The following is an 18,395-nucleotide window of genomic DNA, read 5'->3' as shown; positions in this document are numbered from 1 at the left end:
TTGAAAGCTTATTTAATTATTTGATTGAAGGGCTTTCAAAACCTAATTTTTTTAAACCGTTTTTCACATCCTGATTCTGCATAAATAATTTCCATAACAAGCCAGATCTGTAATTTTCAATCATTACAACCATTGGACCCTGGTCTATACCTAAATATCTTTTAGGGTACCAATTGTCAGTTTCTGAAAAAGCATCATAAAAACCATATTTACCCCAAACTTTGTCGCCCAAATCTTCGTATAAATGCCTGATCACTTTTATAGATTCTTTTGGTGTGTAAGGAATTGAAGAAATGGCTGCGGTTGGAGAAATCACACCAAAATCTTCTTGTGGATTGTGTGCTGCATAACCTTTTACCGAATAGCTTGCCGTTAAGCCCCAATTATTTGTTCCGTAACCTTTGAAGTCTTTTGGGTTTGCAACGCAATAATCGTGAATGGCTAAAGTGTGGTTTTTATTATTTTCCCAATAATCAGCATATCTATCTTTCAATCCTTTTGGGTTTAAACCTAGATAGGAATAATGTGCCCAAAATAATGGTCCGACGCTATTTTTCTGCCCTTGATAATCTAAAGTAAATGGGTGACCGTAAACTTTAAAATTGGCTTTAATCTCTCCATTTCTAGCCCAACCTTCATGGTAAACTTCTGCAGGGATGGTATGAGTAGGAGAAGATGCTGCCATAACATACATAATAAGGCATTCGTTATATCCTTTTACGGGGAAATTCATTTCCCAGGCATACTCTGGCGACCAATGCCAGTAAAGAACATTTTTGCCACCATTTCTATACCAGCTAAAATCAATTCCTTTAAAAAGTTCATCGGCTTTATTGGATAATGATTTTTCTGCTTCGGTTCCGTTTTTATAATATTCTTTAATGCAAATTAGCGCTTGCGCAACGAAGGAAGTTTCAACTAAATCGCCTCCATTATCCTTTTTGCCAAAAGGCCTAACTTTACCGGTTTCGCCATGTATCCAATGTGGCCATGCACCATGAAAACGGTCTGCTTTTTCAAGGAAAGTTAAGATTTTATTCAGACGATCCAAACCTTGTTTTTTGGTTACATAACCTCTGTCAATTCCACTCAATATTGCCATCAATCCAAAGCCCGTAGCTCCGGTGGCAACAGTACTTTTGTCGTTTTCTGGATAAATATTATCGGCATGGTAGCGTTCGCGGCCGGCACCAGAATTTGGTTCGGCACCATCCCAAAAATATTGGAAAGTTTGTTTTTGCACCACATCAAGCAATGCATCATCTGATAAATTCTTTTTTATGGCAGGCGCAGATTGAATTTGTTCAAATGTTTGTGCTTCAGTGCTGCATTGAAAGCCTGAGGTGATTAAAATAACGAGAAGGATTCGGAATGTATATTTCATTGATTGTGTAGATTTTAAAGATTCGGACTACTAAAACCTAAATTTCGCATGCTTGCTTTAACTTCAGGCGCACTCATAAAAAGATTCCAAATTAGGTTAGAGCGATAGTTTTCTATCATTACAATTATAGGTCCTTGGTCTATAGCAAGTGTTGATGATGCAAACCACTGATCTTGCAAAGAAAAAGCATCATAAAAACCGTAGTCGCCCCAAGTTTTGTTCCCCAATTTGTAGTAAAAATATTTTAAAGCCTGCATGGATTCTGTAGGCGTGTATGGGAAAGACGATAACGCAGCTGTCGGCGCAATAACACCAACATCATTACCCGGAGCGCTTGCAGTATATCCATTTTTAATATCGCTTGCAGTTAAACCCCAACAGTTTTCACCATAACCATAAAAGCCCGATGGATTTGCTTTGCAATAATTGTAATTTATAAGCGTATGGGCTTTAGTTTGCGTTTCATAATTGGCATAGGCATCGGATAAGCCTTTAGGGTTAATTCCCATAAATGAGTAATGAGAGAAAAATAATGGACCGCCATTGGCTGGCCCTAATGGAAGTTGAACACCATAGTAAGTATTTCCATTTTTCATTGCTCCGTTTTGTGCCCAACCCGAATCGTAAACTGTTTTAGGTATGGAGTAAGTAGGGGAGGCGGCTGCCATAACATAAGTAACCAAACATTCGTTCCAGCCTTTAACAGGTAAATTCATATCCCAATTGTAATTCGGGCTCCAATGCCAGTAAAGTGTACTGCTATTATCTTTACGATACCAACTCCATTCTACGCCATTATAAATTGCGTTTATATCAGCCCTTAAGTTTGCTTCAGAAGCATCAGCGCCGTTAAAATATTGTCTGGCGGTAATTAAACCAGCCATTAAATAAGATGTTTCTACTAAATCGCCACCATTATCTTTGGTGCTAAACGGAATCACTTTACCAGTATTTCCATCTAACCAGTGTGGGTAAGCACCATGAAAACGCTCTGCTGTTTTTAAAAAGGCTACAATCTTTTGCATTCTTGCTAAACCATCGGCTCGGCTTATAAAACTGCGACTAACACCGGTAACTAAAGCCATTATGCCAAAGCCCGAACCGCCAGATGTTACGGTATTGCCTGAAGTATTTCTTTCGCGAGCTAAACCACTTGTTGGATGACCAAAATCCCAAAAATATTTAAATGTTTGCTTTTGAACTAAGGTTAACAGTTCATCATCGCTTATGCGGGCGAATTTATCGGTATCATCTACCGCAGTTATTAAGTTAACTGTTACTGCACTTTGTAATTTTGTGCCGGTTTTAGAAACCAAACCCGTACCAGCAGTCAATGTATATTTTGTAATGGATTGCAATGTCGCAGTAGGCGTTATTACAATCGTATTATCGTTATTCTCTAAGGTTGAAGTATATGCTACTGTTGTTCCCCCGGCATCGGCTAGGGTGATGTTTCCATTTATGGAAGATAAATTTATGGCAGATGAAAATGTGATTTTAACTACAGGGATGTTATTTAAGCCATAATAGGTAAAACCTGTAAAAGTTCCGTTTACTTTTAAATCGGAAAATGAAAATGATGTGGGTGTTGGTGTAACCGGTGGATCTACCGGAGCAGGTGAATCGCCTTTTTTGCATGATAGTACAAAAAGAAATAGCACTAAATAGTATGGGAATATTTTTGTCATCCTAGGAAATTAAAAAGGGCTGCCGTTATTGGCAACCCTTTATTTGTTTGTGCCGTTTATAAGTTATGAGGCTTATTTACCTCTACCTTCTAACTTGGCTAAGTATCCAACTTCATCGTCAGATAATGCTTTATTAAAAATTTTAACTTCATCTAACTGACCTGTTAAATAGCTAGCCCAAGGTTCTTTAGAATGGCTTGTTGTTTGGCTAGGTGTAGTCATAAATTGCGTTGTGCCAAAAACCAGGTTTCCAGAATTAACAAAATTTAAACCACCAGTAATACCATCTAGCTTACCAGAACTTACTCTAGATCCATTTACATAAACTTTTACCGTTGACGTGGTTTCATCGTACGAAACAGAAAGTGCATTCCATTTACCGAAGAAATTAACCACATTACTTGCTGTATAGGTTTTATCGCCAGTTCCATTATTGATGAATACAATTTTTAACGTTGCATTATCATTTGTACTACCGTTTTCTACGAAGATTTCTAAATTTCCCCAAAACTGAGACTTGTTAGAAAGGCTAAATAAACCAATAATTCCGTTTGATGGCGATGGCGTATTAACCCACTCTGTAATGGTGAAACTTTTTAAACTTAAAACCTTGGCAGAAGGCGCACTTAAAAAGTAACTATCTGTTGCACCTTGTAACGACTTACCTTTAATACCAGTGGCAAAAGTTGTACCTGTATTTACACCTGCGCCGTTTGATACACTGTCAATTAAACTACCGTCAAACGCCCAGTACGCCGCTAAGTTTGCAGCTGCGATTTGCTTCGAGTTAGTAAATCCACCAATATTTAATGCTGGAGCATAAGAAGATGGATCAAATTCTTTCTGGCAAGATGATAACCCCAAGGTTACAACAGATGCCATCAATAAAAAATATTTTGTTTTCATTTCTGTTTAATTATCAATTAATAACCTGGATTTTGAGTTAATATACCTGCGCTCTTATCAATTTCGTTGGAAGGTATGGGCCAAACTTCGTTTTTGCCAGCTTTCCATCCCTTAGGACCAAATACTGCAGTTCCACGACCTTGGCGTATTACATCAAAATAACGATCGTACTCCATAGCCAACTCTACAAATCTTTCCTTTTGGATTGCAGTGCGTAGTGCATCTTTATCAGAAGTGGTAACATCAGGTAAAACACCAGCTACACCACCTCTTGCACGAGCACGAACACGGTTTAATGAAGTACGTGCTAACGCTGGGTTTCCTTGCTCGTTAGCTGCTTCTGCATTCATTAACAATACATCGGCAAATCGGATTAACCTAACATTTTGTTGAGCGCCTTGGTTAAAGCTTGTGTTGATTAAGTTGAAAGGAACATAAGGTTTTTGACTATACATTGGATTTGGTACCGATACAGGAATAGCATCACCCTGAGGTGTTGTTTCACCTCTAAAAATAATTGTTGCATCTCTTCTGGTATCTCCTGCTTCATAAGCTGCAGCTAGAGCAGCTGTAGGTACGTTAAGTCCGTAACCTGCAACAGTTCCTCTAACGCCTTGAATCTGGCTGTATTGCGAAGTTGCCGAACCATCTATGCTTGCGTTTATTTCACATTGTATTTCAAAAATAGATTCGATATTATTTTCATTATTCAACCTGAAACTTTGTTCGTAATTAGGAAATAGATCGTAACCCATAGTCATAACTGTATTTGTTAAGGTTAGCACATCTGCCCATTTTTGCTGATACATTGCAACTTTTGCATGCAAAGCAAGCGCAGCACCTTTTGTAGCTCTACCTAAATCAATTGCTGAGTACCTTTGTGGTAAAACTGCTGCAGCCTCATCTAAATCCTTTTCAATAGCAGCATAAACTTGTGCTTTAGGTGTTCTCGGGATATTAAATTCGGAAGCATCTTTAGGAACAGTTAAGCGCAATGGCACATCTCCATAAGCTCTAACCAGCCTGAAATATGAAAGAGCACGTACGAATTTAGCTTCAGCAAGATAACGAGCTTTTAAATTTGCATCCATACTAATTGCAGGAATGTTATCTAAAACCTGGTTACACAGGTTAATGTTTTTGTATTGACCATTCCAAAAGCCTTGTAATTGACCTTCAGTAGAAGAAACTGAAAAATCATCGTAACTATTGTAATAGCTTGCATCATTTGGGTCACTACCTTTTTCAGCATCATCTCCACCAACACTTTCAATAGCTATAGCAGAAAATCCGGTATTATCATTACTGCGCAAAATCCCATAGATAGAGTTTACGGCTTTTGTAGCATCATCTTGTGTTTTCCAAAAAGTGATAGCAGGTTGCTGCGCTTGAGGATCTACATCTAAAAAACTTTTTTTACATGCAGGTAATACTAAAAGACCAGAGCATAAAGCAAGTAATCCAATCTTTTGTATATAATTTTTATAATTTGTTTTCATTGCTTTATTATTAGAAAGTAACTTGAAGACCTAATCTATAAGTAGCTGATAAAGGATAAACGCTGGCATCAATACCTGCATTTGTTGGTGTACCACCGATCTCAGGTGTAAAACCTTTGTAGCCGAAAATGTTAATTGCATTTTGGGCATCAACAAACACCCTTACTCTTTGCATTTTCCATTTACTCATAAGCATAGATGGAAGAGCATAACCTAACTGGATATTTCTTACGCGGATGTAAGAACCATCTTCAACATAAAAAGAGTTAGGAGCCGCATTGATTGTTGAACCAACTGCAGCAGATGGATATGTGTTTGATGTATTCGGACCAGTCCATCTGTTATCGTAAAAATCTTTACTGAAATTTTCGTTACCGAAACGATAAGCAATGTTTGCATTATAAACATCAACACCTGCAACACCTTGAACATCAACAGATAAATCGAAGTTTTTGTAGCCAAATGATGTATTTAAACCATAGCTAAATTTAGGGTTTGGATTACCTAAAACCACACGGTCTTTACCATCAATAATTTTATCTCCGTTTTGATCCACATATTTAAAATCTCCTGGTTTAGCACTAGGTTGTGCTGAACCTGTAATTTCTGCGGCGGTTTGGAAGATTCCTGCTACTTTATAACCGAAAAACTCTCCAATTGCACCACCTTGAATGGTACGTGTTGCTAAAGCACCGTTTGCAATACCAGCTCCACCTGCATAAATTGGGTTTTGACCAGTTACAACCGATAATACTTTGTTATTATTTATGCCAATATTACCACTAATTGAATAGCTAAAACCGCTTTTAGATTTATCAGCATAAGTTGCTAAGAACTCAAACCCTCTGTTTTGAAAGTCTGCCTGGTTACCGATTAGTGAGCCTGAAGCAGTACCAATCGAACTCAAAATCGGAATTTCGAAGATAGCCTGTTCTGTTTTTTTATTGTAAACACCAGTTTCAATGCTTAAACGATTATCTAAAAATCTTGCTTCAATACCGATATCTGTACCTGTAGTACGCTCCCAGTTTAAAAATGAAGGAACTAAAGAGTTTATGTTTGCACCTGTATAACCTACACCATTAAAGAAGGCTACTAAATCTCCGCCTTGTGAAACGGTTAAAGTAGTTGGGTTAACAGGAACACCTGCGTTACCTACTTTACCCCAAGAACCTTTAAGCTTTAAATAATTAACCACTTTTTGATCTTTCATAAAATCTTCATTGGTAACTACCCAACCTGCACCAATCGCCGGAAAATAGCCCCAAAGGTCGCCACCACCATAGAATTGTGAAGCAGCATCACCACGAAGTGTTGCATTTAACAAATACTTATCCTTGAATGAGTAGTTTACACGACCGAAGTATGAATTAGATGTTGATAGTGACCCACCATCTACAACAGTACGAGTTGCTGCTGTTCCTAATGAAAGGTATAAATCGCCATCGCTGGTGTTTGGTACATCAAATGCAGTAGCGTTTACAAAGTAAGATTTTCTTCTTTGTGCAGTTGTACCTGCTAAAACAGTAATACTGTGGTCGCCAAATGTATTTTTGTAAGTTAACGTATTTTCAAGAATCCAATTCCTGGTTTCTGATCTGTTAATTCTTAAAGTGCTCTGCGTGGTTCTTTGTCCTTGGGTAGCGGCGTAAAGTGGTGTATAACCTCTAACTTCATTTTGTCCGAAATCTCCACCTGCACTTGTTCTGAATGTAAAGTTTTTTAAGAAAGTTAATTCTGCATAAACGTTACCATTTATACGATAGTTTTTAGATTGCTGATTGTAAAAATCTAAAGTAACTTGAGGGTTAAAGTTATTTCCTCCACCTAAACTGAAATCATTCGCATCACCATAACTACCGTCTGCATAATATACAGGAACAACTGGTCCGGCTGTATACAACTGACGGAAGATAGCGCCATCGATATCATTTGAATTAATTGACGTACCTGAAACAGTATAACCAATTTTCAAAGGCTTTAATACTTGGAAATCGTTTGATAATTTAGCTGTGTAACGTTTGTAGTTTTGTGTTTTTACAATACCATCTTCATTTGTATAACCTAATGAGAAATTATAAGTTGTTTTCTCTGTACCACCATTTACAGATAATTGATGGTTAGTTTGTAACGCATTTCTTAAAGCTTGGTCATACCAATTTGTACCAACACCAAAAGATGAAGGATTTGCAAATAATGGACTGGCACCGTTTGAAGCAGATAACTCATTAATAATGGTTGCGTATTCTGTTGCATTCGCCATTTCAACTTGATTGGTTACCGCTTTGAAACCGATAGAACCGTTGTAACTAATTACCGGTTCGCCTGTTTTACCTCTTTTGGTGGTAACCAAAACAACACCATTTGCAGCACGAATACCGTAAATAGATTGTGAAGAAGCATCTTTTAATATACTGATGTTTTCGATATCTGAAGGATTTAAGAAACTAATCTCATCATACCATACACCATCTACTACATATAATACACCGGTGTTACCATAAATTGTACCAGTACCACGAATGGTAATTTGCGGAGATGAACCAGGAGCACCATTATTTGTAATGGAAACACCGGCAACTTTACCTTGTAAAGCACTAATCGGGTTAACTGAGGCTTGTTTAGAAATTTCTTCGCCTTTTACCGTTGCAACAGAACCGGTAACATCAATTTTTCTTTGTGTACCGTAACCAACAACAACAACTTGCTCTAGTTGCTGAGAAGATGATGCCAGCTCGACATTGATGGTTGTTCTGTTATTAACAGGTAACTCTTGTGTAGTATAACCCAAATACTGGAAAACTAATGTTGCGTTTGCTGGTGCGCTTATGCTATACGCTCCTGAAGGATCTGTTTGTGTACCTATTTGTGTACCTTTAACCAACACACTTACACTCGGGATGGTGGATTTATCTCCGCTATCCATAACCCTACCTTTTACAGTAATGTTTTGTGCAAATGCTACGTTAATTGTAAGTAAACAAATTCCGACCAGAACAGAAATTCTTGTAAAAATTCTTTTCATGCTTATTAAATATTTAGTTAATTGTTAGGATAAATGTGAGGTTGTTTTTCTGCCTCTGCAAGGAAATCGACTTCTACATTAATACATCAAATGGAAATGTGTACTATCTCACTATGCTATACCAAATGCCCAAATAGGCTGAAAACGCAGTTTTAGTTATTGTAACTGATTAATTACGGATACACAAGTGTAAAAAGTACACCAAGTGATTTGAAAGTACTTTATTCAGGCTATGAGAGGTAATGATGTAGTGGCTATTTGCTGAATATACCCGTCACCTATGATTTAAGAAATTTAAGCAAGACTACTCAATTTGTATTACCCTTAAATTAAGCGTGATTTTACAGCTCCATCAAGAATTCTGTAAGGTTTTTATCATGCGGAACGTTAAGCTTTTTACGCAATCTGTACCTTCTAATTTCAACCCCTCTTAGTGTAATATTTAGCAAGGATGACATCTCCTTACTACTCATATTCATCCTTAAATATGCACAAAGTTTTAAGTCGTTTGGAACCAAATCCGGATGGCCAATTTTAAGTTTTTTGAAGAAACTTTCATGCGCCTCATTAAAGCTGTTTTCAAATAAATGCCAATCTCGTTCATCATTCATTCCATCATTAATAACTTTCTGAATTTTGCGCAACTGGTCGTCGGCAAGTTTTTTCCCATTCTCATCTTTAAGCTTCAGGATTTCTTCGCTCAATTTTTGAAGCAGTTCATTTTTATAAACCAGTGTCATAGCAGAATTGGCAAGTTCTCTGTTTTTAGATGCTAGCTCTGCTTGCAGTTTTTCGGTTTGTAATTTATTTATCTGTTTCTCATTTGCTTCTGATTCCTGTTTCAGAATTTCATCCTGTTCGGCTTTTAACCGATTGCTAATCTTTAAGCTATCGAGTTTTAACTTTCTTTCATAGATTTTCTTTCCGGCAATTAGCGCAACAATAAACAATAACGCATAAAATAATATAGCCAAGTTGCTTAAATACCATGGGCGAAGAATTCTAAATTCAAACGTGGTGATTTCACTTACCGAAGCATCATCTATTTTAGCCCTAACTTTAAATATATATTTGCCGCTGCTTAAGTTTGTAAAGTCTTTTTGTGTTGCATAACTCCAATCAGACCAATCGTTAGAATAGCCTTCTAAGTAATATTGAAATTTAATTTTAGCTTCACGATAATAGGGCATTGAGAAAGAAATTCGAATGTTATTTCTATCATTTTTTATATCGATTTCTGTACCGCTATCCCCATTTTCACTAATGATGGAGTATTTATCGGTAATGTCTTCAATACGGCGAATCAGAACATTCTGATGAACTTTGCTTATTTGGCTAGTCATGTTTTGACCTGCATTGTAAAACACAAAGCCATCATCTACGCTAATTAAATAAATGGAATTGCTTATGCGGCTAATGTTTTCATAATACTGAACCATCTTGCCATCAAGAATACTGAAACGATTAGAATCAATTGAAATTTTACCAGCCTGGCTAAAGTTTGCTAAAGCCGTTTTACCATGATTGATAAACCAATACTTTTTAGCGCCTGCATCAATAATTTTGTTTGATGAGGCAAATGATCCTAGGGCGTTATTAAGTACATTATATTTTGAGAATCTATCGCTCAGATTATCATAAGTGAAAAAACCAGCGTTACTGGCAAAAACAATTCTTTCTTCAAGGTTAAATAGATTTAAGTTGTAATTGCTAGGCAAACCGCTTTTTTCGTCATAGTATTTGTTAGAAATTACGGTGCTATAATCGCTACTTAATTTTAATTTGTACAAACCTTTGTAAGCATGACTAACCCAAATCTCACCCTTGTTATCTTGTTCTACATATCTTGCAGGCACATTAAAATTTGCGATTTTTTTGTAAAATTGCCATTTGCCCTGAGCGTTTTTATTAAAAAGAAGTAAACCTGTGTACGTGCCTTGGATTAAAAAATTTGGATTGCTATTAAGTTTCTTAATCGTCCAGCCGCCACTGTAAGTTGTAATTTTTTCTATTTTATCACCAATAACATTAAAGGTTCCGTTATTATGACCGCAAAGGAGTTGGTCGTCAATAATATTTAATTCCCAAACCTGACCTTGCGAATTTGGAATTAGCCTAAAATTTAAAGTAGAAAATTGATTATTATTTTTCCATTCGCTGTAAAATAAGCCCTGATTAGTACCGAGATATATTTTTCCTTTGAAAATAACGCTTGAATATACAGTGCCAAAAACGCCGGTTTTATCAAGATAAAAATACAGTGGAGAGTTTAACTCAATTCTATCAATTCCATTATCTAAACCGGCCCAAAGATTTTGCTCATCATCACTATATAAGCTTAGAACGGTATTATTTTGTAATCCGCTTGATTTATTAACACGCTGAATGATGTTTCCATTTTCATCGATAACAATAATTCCATTTAAGATTGTGCCATAAGCATAATATTTATCTAAAATTTTGGCGCCGTTATTTAATTGAAACGTAGATAGAAAAGAGTTGGCGGGTGTATTAAAAGGTGTAAAGGCCTTACCATCGAATAAGAATAAGCCATCTTTACCTGTGCCGATAATTAATGTATTTCCTTTAAAGGGTAGTATGGATAAAACGCCTGTTCTACACACCACATCGCTACCCGGAATAAAAACCAGATTGTTGCCTTTAAGCTCGTAAAGCCCCTTATTTTCTACAATAAACCGATTGCCAATTTTGTATGAGAAAAGGAAATTAGTGGCATTTTTGAGTACGGAAATTTTACCATTTACATAAATATAGATGGTGCTGAATGACTGGAAAATTATTTTGTTGCCATAGATATGAATTTTCCAAATCTCATCTTTTAATGGGTCAGACTTTGGAATTAAATGAGTTAAAGATGTGTATTGAAATTTATTTTTTTTAAACGACCAGTATCCGAAATCGCCGAAACAACCTGTATAAATTTTTCCGTTAACATCGGCGGCTACAGAGCGTACAATTTGATTGTTCGGCATTTTATATTTTTGCCAATATCTCCCATCGAAGGTAAGTAGGCCTTCGGTATTACCGAAATACATTACACCGTTTTTATCTTTGGCAACGCTCCAATTTTGGTTACCAGATGCATAAACCGATTTAGAATAATTTTCTATATACGGAACACCAATACTTTTAATATCAGCGGCTCGTGTATTTAAAGAAATGCAAATTAAAAATAGAAAAATGCAGTTTAGGGATGATTGCATGTAAATTTCAGTAAGCCTTTATTTTACAAAGTAATAAAAATAAAGGGAGATATTATTTGTTTTATTTCTTGATGAACGCAAAGAAAACTGCAAGCAAAATCAGACAAAAAGCAACAATATGATTCAATTCGATTTTTTTGTTTTAAAAAAAATTATGGTGGAAATTTAAAGTATGGTAAAAGCTACTCTACTCAGCCAGCTCAGTTTTTTTGCTTACCGGCTGCGGTACTTTTACATAATATCCGGTTCCATCGTAAGGGCGTTTTCTTGGGTTGGTTGTGCATTGCACAGAACAACATCCTTGCAGTTTCTCGCCACAATCATCGCATTGCGTTATGTGTTCATTGCATTCCGGGTTGGCACAATTTATCATTTTTGGCGTTGTGGTTCCGCAATTGTAGCAAACAGATACTACTGTTGGATTTACCTCATTAACATCAACTGCAATTCTGTTATCAAAAACATAACATTTTCCATCAAAATCCTTCCCACCAGCTTCCTTACCATATTTTATAATGCCGCCATGTAATTGATAAACATCATTAAAACCGTGGTGCAACAATAAAGCCGATGCTTTTTCGCATTTAATGCCACCCGTACAATACGTTAAAATTTTCTTGTCTTTGTATTTAGCGAGTTGATTTATTTGTTCTGGGAAATCTCTGAAGTTTTCTATATCAAGTGTAACCGCATTTTTAAACTTACCCAAATTGTGTTCGTAGTTAGAGCGTACATCCAAAACGATAACATCATCATCGTCTTTCATTTTCATAAAATCGACAGGCTCTAAATGTTTACCGGTTTGTTTGTTAGGGTTGATGATTGATGTATCTCTTAAACCAGAATGAACAATTTCTGATTTATAACGACAGTGCATTTTAAGAAAAGATGGTTCTTCAACCTCATCAATTTTAAATTCCGTTTTCGCAAATCTTTCATCTGCATGAATGGTTTTCATATACGTTTCGCAAGCTTCAGCTGTACCCGAAACTGTTCCGTTTAAACCTTCATCGGCAACAATAATCCGCCCGACTAAACCCAAAGATTTACAAAATTTTAAATGGTCTGCGGCAAATTGTTCCGCATTTGCTATGTAACTATAGCAATAGTAAAGTATGGTTTGATATTTTTTCATAACGCTGTTGATACCGTTGCAAACGGCGTTTAAAGCGGGGCAAAGATAAGGAAATTATGTGAGATGGAAAATGAGATCGAGGTTAAGGTTGAGGTTAAGGCTGAGGCTAAGGTTAACGTTGAGGCTGAGAGTAGTTGAGGCCAAGGATGAGATTGATTAGGGTAAAAAGTATAATCTAGCCCATTTACTTTCTAAACCGAGTTCGATTCTTAAACTTAATATTTTGCGTTATCGCAGTTGCTTGTAACACACGTATTGCTGAATTTATTTCAGGATCTTTCCTGCAAATAAGACCCTCAAATAAATTCAGGGTGACGCTAAAAAAAAATAAGCAGCTTATTAATTATTGTAAAGGAAAATTAATAATTCAATTCAGGTTTATAAATTAAAATCTCTCTCAATCTCGGTCTTACCCTTAGCCTCAATCTCGGTCTCAACCTCAACCTCAATCTCGGTCTCAACCTCAACCTTAACCTCAATCTCGATCTCAGCCTCTCCCTAAAACGTGTAACTAATTCTAAATCCTTGGTTAATTTTTTTAGCAGCATCATAAGCAAAACCATAGCTAACCCTTAAAACTAAGCGTTGCAAACCAAAGTAAAACTCTTTATAATTTCTTTTTTCTGGTGATGATAAATAGCCTCCTCCAATAAATTCTTCAAGTTTTGCTTTTCTTAATAATGGAACTTTGTTTAAAAAGAAACCTGCAAAATTGTGCTCTAAATGTGCCTCAAAATATTGTTGATTGGTACTGAACTGATAAAATTCTAAGTATTGAAACTTTCTTAAATTAGGAGGGAAGATGGTAGAAATATTACCGGCAAAATGTTTGTATTCAGGGTAATAAATCTTACTGTTATTTAAGAACTTTCCTGCACCAACTAAAAATGATGTATAGCCCCATAAACCTAAACCAATTCTATCCTGATAAACTTCTGCTTTCACAAAATCATAGTCGACATCACTATTTAAAAGCCCATTAAAGCCTTTTTTATACAGCACCGTAATTCTTGGAAAACGAGATTCAGTGTAAAATTTACCATCAGGGCGTGTAATGTATTTCTGACCAATGGTGTAAGTTAAACTTGCCGATGCACTAACAGAAGTATATGTTGGGAAAAGTGGTGTCTCAGTTGTTGGCGTAAATGGATTGTTTGAGGTAAATTCTCTATCCTTATTATCAAAAAACTTAAAATTAGAATTATTGGTTAATGTATGGTTTCTTGCATAATCTACACTTATCGAACCCTGTAAGCCTGTAGCTAACTCTCTGGTTGTATTAATATTTACAAAACTCTTTTCATAAAATTTAATAAAGTTTTTCTCGTAAAGTAATGAGTTAATGGTGTTTCCTAACAGTGTCATTGAAGCTAAATTGTTCAAGTCGAAAATCCCGTTTCCAAACGATACACCAACGCTTGCTCTTTTTAATGGGTCGTAAAAATATGTTCCCATTAAACTTCCTGTTAATTTTTGATTGGCAAATCCGTACCTCAATTCTGGTCTGATGCTATAAAATCGCCTATCGCCAAATACTTTACGATAGGTTACACCATATTTAATTGCAAAACCTTCAACAGTGTTGTACATTAAAGCCCTTAAAACAGGGTCGAATGAAATGTAAACACTATCATATCTATCGTTTTTACTGTATCCCCTTAATAATAGCTTACCAATTCCGAATTTGTTATTCTCTTTTTCTAGTGAATCGAGGTAGGTTTTTGATTCCTTTCGTTTCGCAATGCTATCTTTAACTACGTAGTTAATTTTTTCATCGGCTGTTAATGGAATCGGGCGATTGTTGTTCCAGTAAATCGAATCTTTTTTATTAACCAGTTTAGTAATTTTTAAAATTTCACCATTAAAGAAGTTTTTCGGAAAGATTGGCGAAATATCATAATTACTATATACACCAACATAGTATCCAGCAAACTTAAACCCCAAAACATTTCCATTAAATTGAAAATTGATGTTTGTAGGCATATAAACGTTTTTAACTTTTGTAAAACCTTGGTTTATAGATAAAGTGTCAATAAAGTTTATTCCTGAGCTTTTGGTCAGGAATAAATCGGTATTGTAAATTCTCCAGCTGTCATCCAAAATATAAATTATCCCTCTAAAAACAGGGTCATTTGGTCTACGTGGAATGACTTCTATTTTATTTACCGTTTCTCCATTTTCTTTTGTTTCTCCTAAATATTTGTACTTATAATAAAATAGTGCATTATCTGCAATTGGAGAAATAAAACCACGGGCACTTAAAGTATTTTCTAGTAAATAGTTGTCGTAAAAGTTTATGATTAAATCAGAAGCTTTATTAAAACTAAACGCATTATTTCGGCCTGCTACTTTTGACGATATCATTTCCTCATGTACATCATTTGGTCTTCTGAAGCTAAATTTGCTTTGTGATTCGGATAAATAAATAATGCCTTGTCTGTTGGTATCCAGCTCCATCACTTTTCTAATATCCTGCCCCATAAACTTTTTTGGTGCAGTTACCAGGCGCTGTACGCCTTTTATATATACATCACACGTAAAAGATTTTACTTCTTCCAAATGGGTTTTCCGCAACTTAATCGCTTTGCGAATAATTGCATAAGCTGGGTCTTCTGCATTAGCCTTAATTGTTACGTTATCAAGCGTATAGCTTTCTGATGTTAAGGTAATATTTAGTGTTATTGGCGCTATAACGTTAACAATATTATCTTGCTGCTTATATCCAACGGCTCTAAAATTTAAGGTCTGCTGACCAGAATTTAGCTTAATCTCATATTTCCCGTCAATATTAGCTGAGGTACCAAGTGTTGTATTTTTTAAGTAAACTGATGCAAAAGGAACAGGTTGCCCGCTAGTATCTTTTATAGTGCCTGAAACTGAAAATTGTTGCGAAAAAGCAACATTTGCAATACAGCAAAAGAATAGGAGTGCGCAGATTTTTGTCATAGGTATAAATCAGTTAAGCTATAAATATCGAATAAGTTTTTACACAATACATATAGCTAGGTGTTAAAGTTTGTTAATCCGTAATAATTCGATGTTTTTTTTGCAATAATATTAATTTTAAGTTACATGTTTTAAAGATCTGAGTTGAAATGATTCTATAAATTCGGGCTTTTTTATAACTTTGGAGTATCAATCAATAGGTAAAAAGCCATGTATAAAACATTACAGCCTGTTCTTCAAAAAGAACTTGAAGAAATCGAAAAAGCAGGATTATTTAAACGCGAACGTATTATAGTTACCCCACAAGGTGCAGATATAAAAGTTAAAGGCGGTGCAGAAGTGGTTAATTTTTGTGCTAATAATTATTTAGGTCTTTCATCTCACCCAAAGGTAATTGAGGCTGCAAAAAATGCCATAGACGAGCATGGATACGGCATGTCGTCTGTTCGTTTTATCTGTGGTACGCAAGATGTTCATAAAGAATTGGAAGCAAAAATTTCTAAGTTTTTAGGTACAGAAGATACGATTTTATATGCTGCGGCTTTTGATGCAAATGGTGGTGTTTTTGAACCATTGTTTAATGCAGAGGATGCAATAATATCTGATGAATTGAACCATGCGTCAATTATTGATGGTGTTCGTTTATGTAAAGCACAGCGTTTTCGTTATAAAAATGCTGACATGGAAGATTTAGAAAAGCAGTTAATTGCCGCTGCTGGTTGCAGACATAGAATTATTGTAACCGATGGTGCTTTTTCTATGGATGGTTCGGTTGCACCTTTAGATAAAATTGCTGATTTAGCAGATAAATATGAAGCATTAATTATGATTGATGAATCGCACTGTTCTGGTTTTATTGGCAAAACAGGTCGTGGAACGCATGAACATTTTAATGTGATGGATCGCGTTGACATCATCACCGGTACTTTAGGCAAAGCATTAGGTGGAGCATCTGGTGGTTTTACATCGGGCAAAAAAGAAATTATTGATATGTTACGTCAGCGTTCTCGCCCGTATTTATTCTCCAATACTCTTGCTCCGGCAATTGCTGGTGCGTCTATTGCGGTCTTAGATATGTTGAGTGAAACTACATCATTACGTGATAAATTGGAAAGCAACACGAAATATTTCCGCGAAAAAATGACTGATGCAGGTTTTGATATTAAACCTGGTTTTCATCCTATTGTACCAGTTATGCTTTACGATGCAAAAATTGCACAAACTTTTGCTGCCAAAATGCTTGAAGAAGGAATTTATGTAATTGGTTTTTTCTATCCAGTTGTTCCTCAAGGCAAAGCTCGGATTCGGGTACAATTATCAGCTGCACATGAGCAACATCATTTAGATAAAGCAATAGCTGCATTTACTAAAGTTGGTAAAGAATTGGGCGTAATTTAATTCCTAAAAACGCTAAGAAATTTTTAAAGCTGCAATTATTGCAGCTTTTTTTGTTTTGGGTTCATTTTCTTTTGTAACGATACAGTAAACAGATGTTTTGAACCGACGCCCTATAAAGTTTTACGAAAATTTGCTGTATATTTGATGCCATGTTACAAGATAAGATTACACAATACACTGAAAAAATAAATGCTTTTGTAACTGAAAAAGCAGATGAATTAGAACAGTTTCGTATAAAATATTTAGGCAGCAAAGGCGTAATTAAAGAAATTTTTGAAGATTTTAAGTCGGTATCAATCGAAGAAAAAAAATCGTTGGGTAAAGTTTTAAACGAGTTTAAGCAACTTGCCGAATCAAAATATCAAACTTTAAAAGAAGCTGCAGAGGCAAATCAATCTGAAAGTGTTGATAATCAGCAAGATTTAACTCTGCCGGGTGAAGGTTTTGAAATTGGCTCACGTCACCCTTTGGCTTTGGTTCGTCGCGAAATTGTTGAGATTTTTGCTAAGCTTGGTTTTACCGTAGCAGAAGGACCAGAAATTGAAGATGACTGGCATAATTTCTCTGCTTTAAACTTCCCAGAAGAGCATCCTGCTAGAGATATGCAAGATACTTTCTTTATAAAAAAGGGTGGCGAAAAGGGAGACATCGCCTTGCGAACACATACATCATCTGTTCAGGTGCGCATGATGGAGCAAGGTCAACCGCCTTTCAGAGCCATTATGCCCGGTCGTGTGTATCGTAACGAAGCAATTTCGGCAAGAGCACATTGCTTTTTCCATCAAATAGAAGGCTTATATGTAGATGAAAACGTTTCATTTGCAGATTTAAAGCAAACCTTGTTTTACTTTGTGCAAGAGCTTTACGGCGAAGGCACAAAGGTTCGTTTCCGCCCTTCTTATTTTCCGTTTACTGAGCCATCTGCAGAAATGGATATTTCTTGTACCATTTGTAACGGTGCTGGTTGCCAGCTTTGTAAATACAGCGGTTGGGTAGAAATTTTAGGATGTGGAATGGTAGATCCAAACGTACTAGAAAATTGTGGTATAGACTCGAAAAAATATAGTGGTTTTGCTTTCGGAATGGGTATTGAGCGTATTGCAAACTTAAAATATGTAATTAAAGATTTGCGCCTGTTTTCTGAAAACGATGTGCGTTTTTTAAAGCAATATAAATCTGCCTTGATATAG

Annotated in this window: 10 protein-coding genes; 2 read left to right on the top strand and 8 right to left on the bottom strand. The window is 35.9% G+C overall.

Features of this window, described 5'->3' with window-relative positions; genetic code table 11:
- Positions 1-16: 16 nt before the first annotated feature.
- The 8 genes from D7004_RS15040 to D7004_RS15000 all read right to left on the bottom strand — a co-directional run bounded on the left by D7004_RS15040 (position 17) and on the right by D7004_RS15000 (position 15,807).
- Positions 17-1,384 (bottom strand): glucoamylase family protein, encoded by a 1,368-nt coding sequence (locus D7004_RS15040; protein ID WP_123206662.1) that lies wholly within the window; start codon positions 1,382-1,384, stop codon positions 17-19.
- A 14-nt stretch (positions 1,385-1,398) separates the two neighbouring features.
- Positions 1,399-3,072: a glucoamylase family protein gene (locus tag D7004_RS15035; protein ID WP_123206661.1), complete on the bottom strand. Its 1,674-nt coding sequence runs from the start codon at positions 3,070-3,072 to the stop codon at positions 1,399-1,401.
- Positions 3,073-3,144: 72 nt separating this feature from the next.
- Positions 3,145-3,978 carry a LamG domain-containing protein gene (locus D7004_RS15030; RefSeq protein WP_123206660.1) on the bottom strand — a complete coding sequence of 278 codons (834 nt, stop codon included), beginning with the start codon at positions 3,976-3,978 and terminating at the stop codon, positions 3,145-3,147.
- A gap of 17 nt (positions 3,979-3,995) precedes the next feature.
- Positions 3,996-5,477 (bottom strand): RagB/SusD family nutrient uptake outer membrane protein, encoded by a 1,482-nt coding sequence (locus D7004_RS15025; protein ID WP_123206659.1) that lies wholly within the window; start codon positions 5,475-5,477, stop codon positions 3,996-3,998.
- A gap of 10 nt (positions 5,478-5,487) precedes the next feature.
- Positions 5,488-8,502, bottom strand: a complete 3,015-nt coding sequence (locus tag D7004_RS15020; RefSeq protein WP_123206658.1) for a SusC/RagA family TonB-linked outer membrane protein — start codon at positions 8,500-8,502, stop codon at positions 5,488-5,490.
- 341 nt (positions 8,503-8,843) lie between these two features.
- Positions 8,844-11,726, bottom strand: coding sequence for a triple tyrosine motif-containing protein (locus tag D7004_RS15015; protein ID WP_123206657.1), 2,883 nt, complete (start codon positions 11,724-11,726; stop codon positions 8,844-8,846).
- Between the two features lie 187 nt (positions 11,727-11,913).
- Positions 11,914-12,861 (bottom strand): oxygen-dependent tRNA uridine(34) hydroxylase TrhO, encoded by a 948-nt coding sequence (trhO, locus tag D7004_RS15010; RefSeq protein WP_123206656.1) that lies wholly within the window; start codon positions 12,859-12,861, stop codon positions 11,914-11,916.
- Between the two features lie 498 nt (positions 12,862-13,359).
- Positions 13,360-15,807, bottom strand: coding sequence for a DUF5686 and carboxypeptidase regulatory-like domain-containing protein (locus D7004_RS15000; RefSeq protein ID WP_123206654.1), 2,448 nt, complete (start codon positions 15,805-15,807; stop codon positions 13,360-13,362).
- A 210-nt stretch (positions 15,808-16,017) separates the two neighbouring features.
- Between D7004_RS15000 and kbl the strand changes: the two genes are divergently transcribed.
- Positions 16,018-17,205: a glycine C-acetyltransferase gene (gene kbl / locus D7004_RS14995; protein WP_123206653.1), complete on the top strand. Its 1,188-nt coding sequence runs from the start codon at positions 16,018-16,020 to the stop codon at positions 17,203-17,205.
- A 149-nt stretch (positions 17,206-17,354) separates the two neighbouring features.
- Positions 17,355-18,395: a phenylalanine--tRNA ligase subunit alpha gene (gene pheS / locus D7004_RS14990; protein ID WP_123206652.1), complete on the top strand. Its 1,041-nt coding sequence runs from the start codon at positions 17,355-17,357 to the stop codon at positions 18,393-18,395.

The organism is Pedobacter jejuensis, from assembly GCF_003725795.1.
Classification (GTDB): Bacteria; Bacteroidota; Bacteroidia; order Sphingobacteriales; family Sphingobacteriaceae; genus Pedobacter; species Pedobacter jejuensis.
This window is presented reverse-complemented; position numbering and strand designations above follow the sequence as displayed.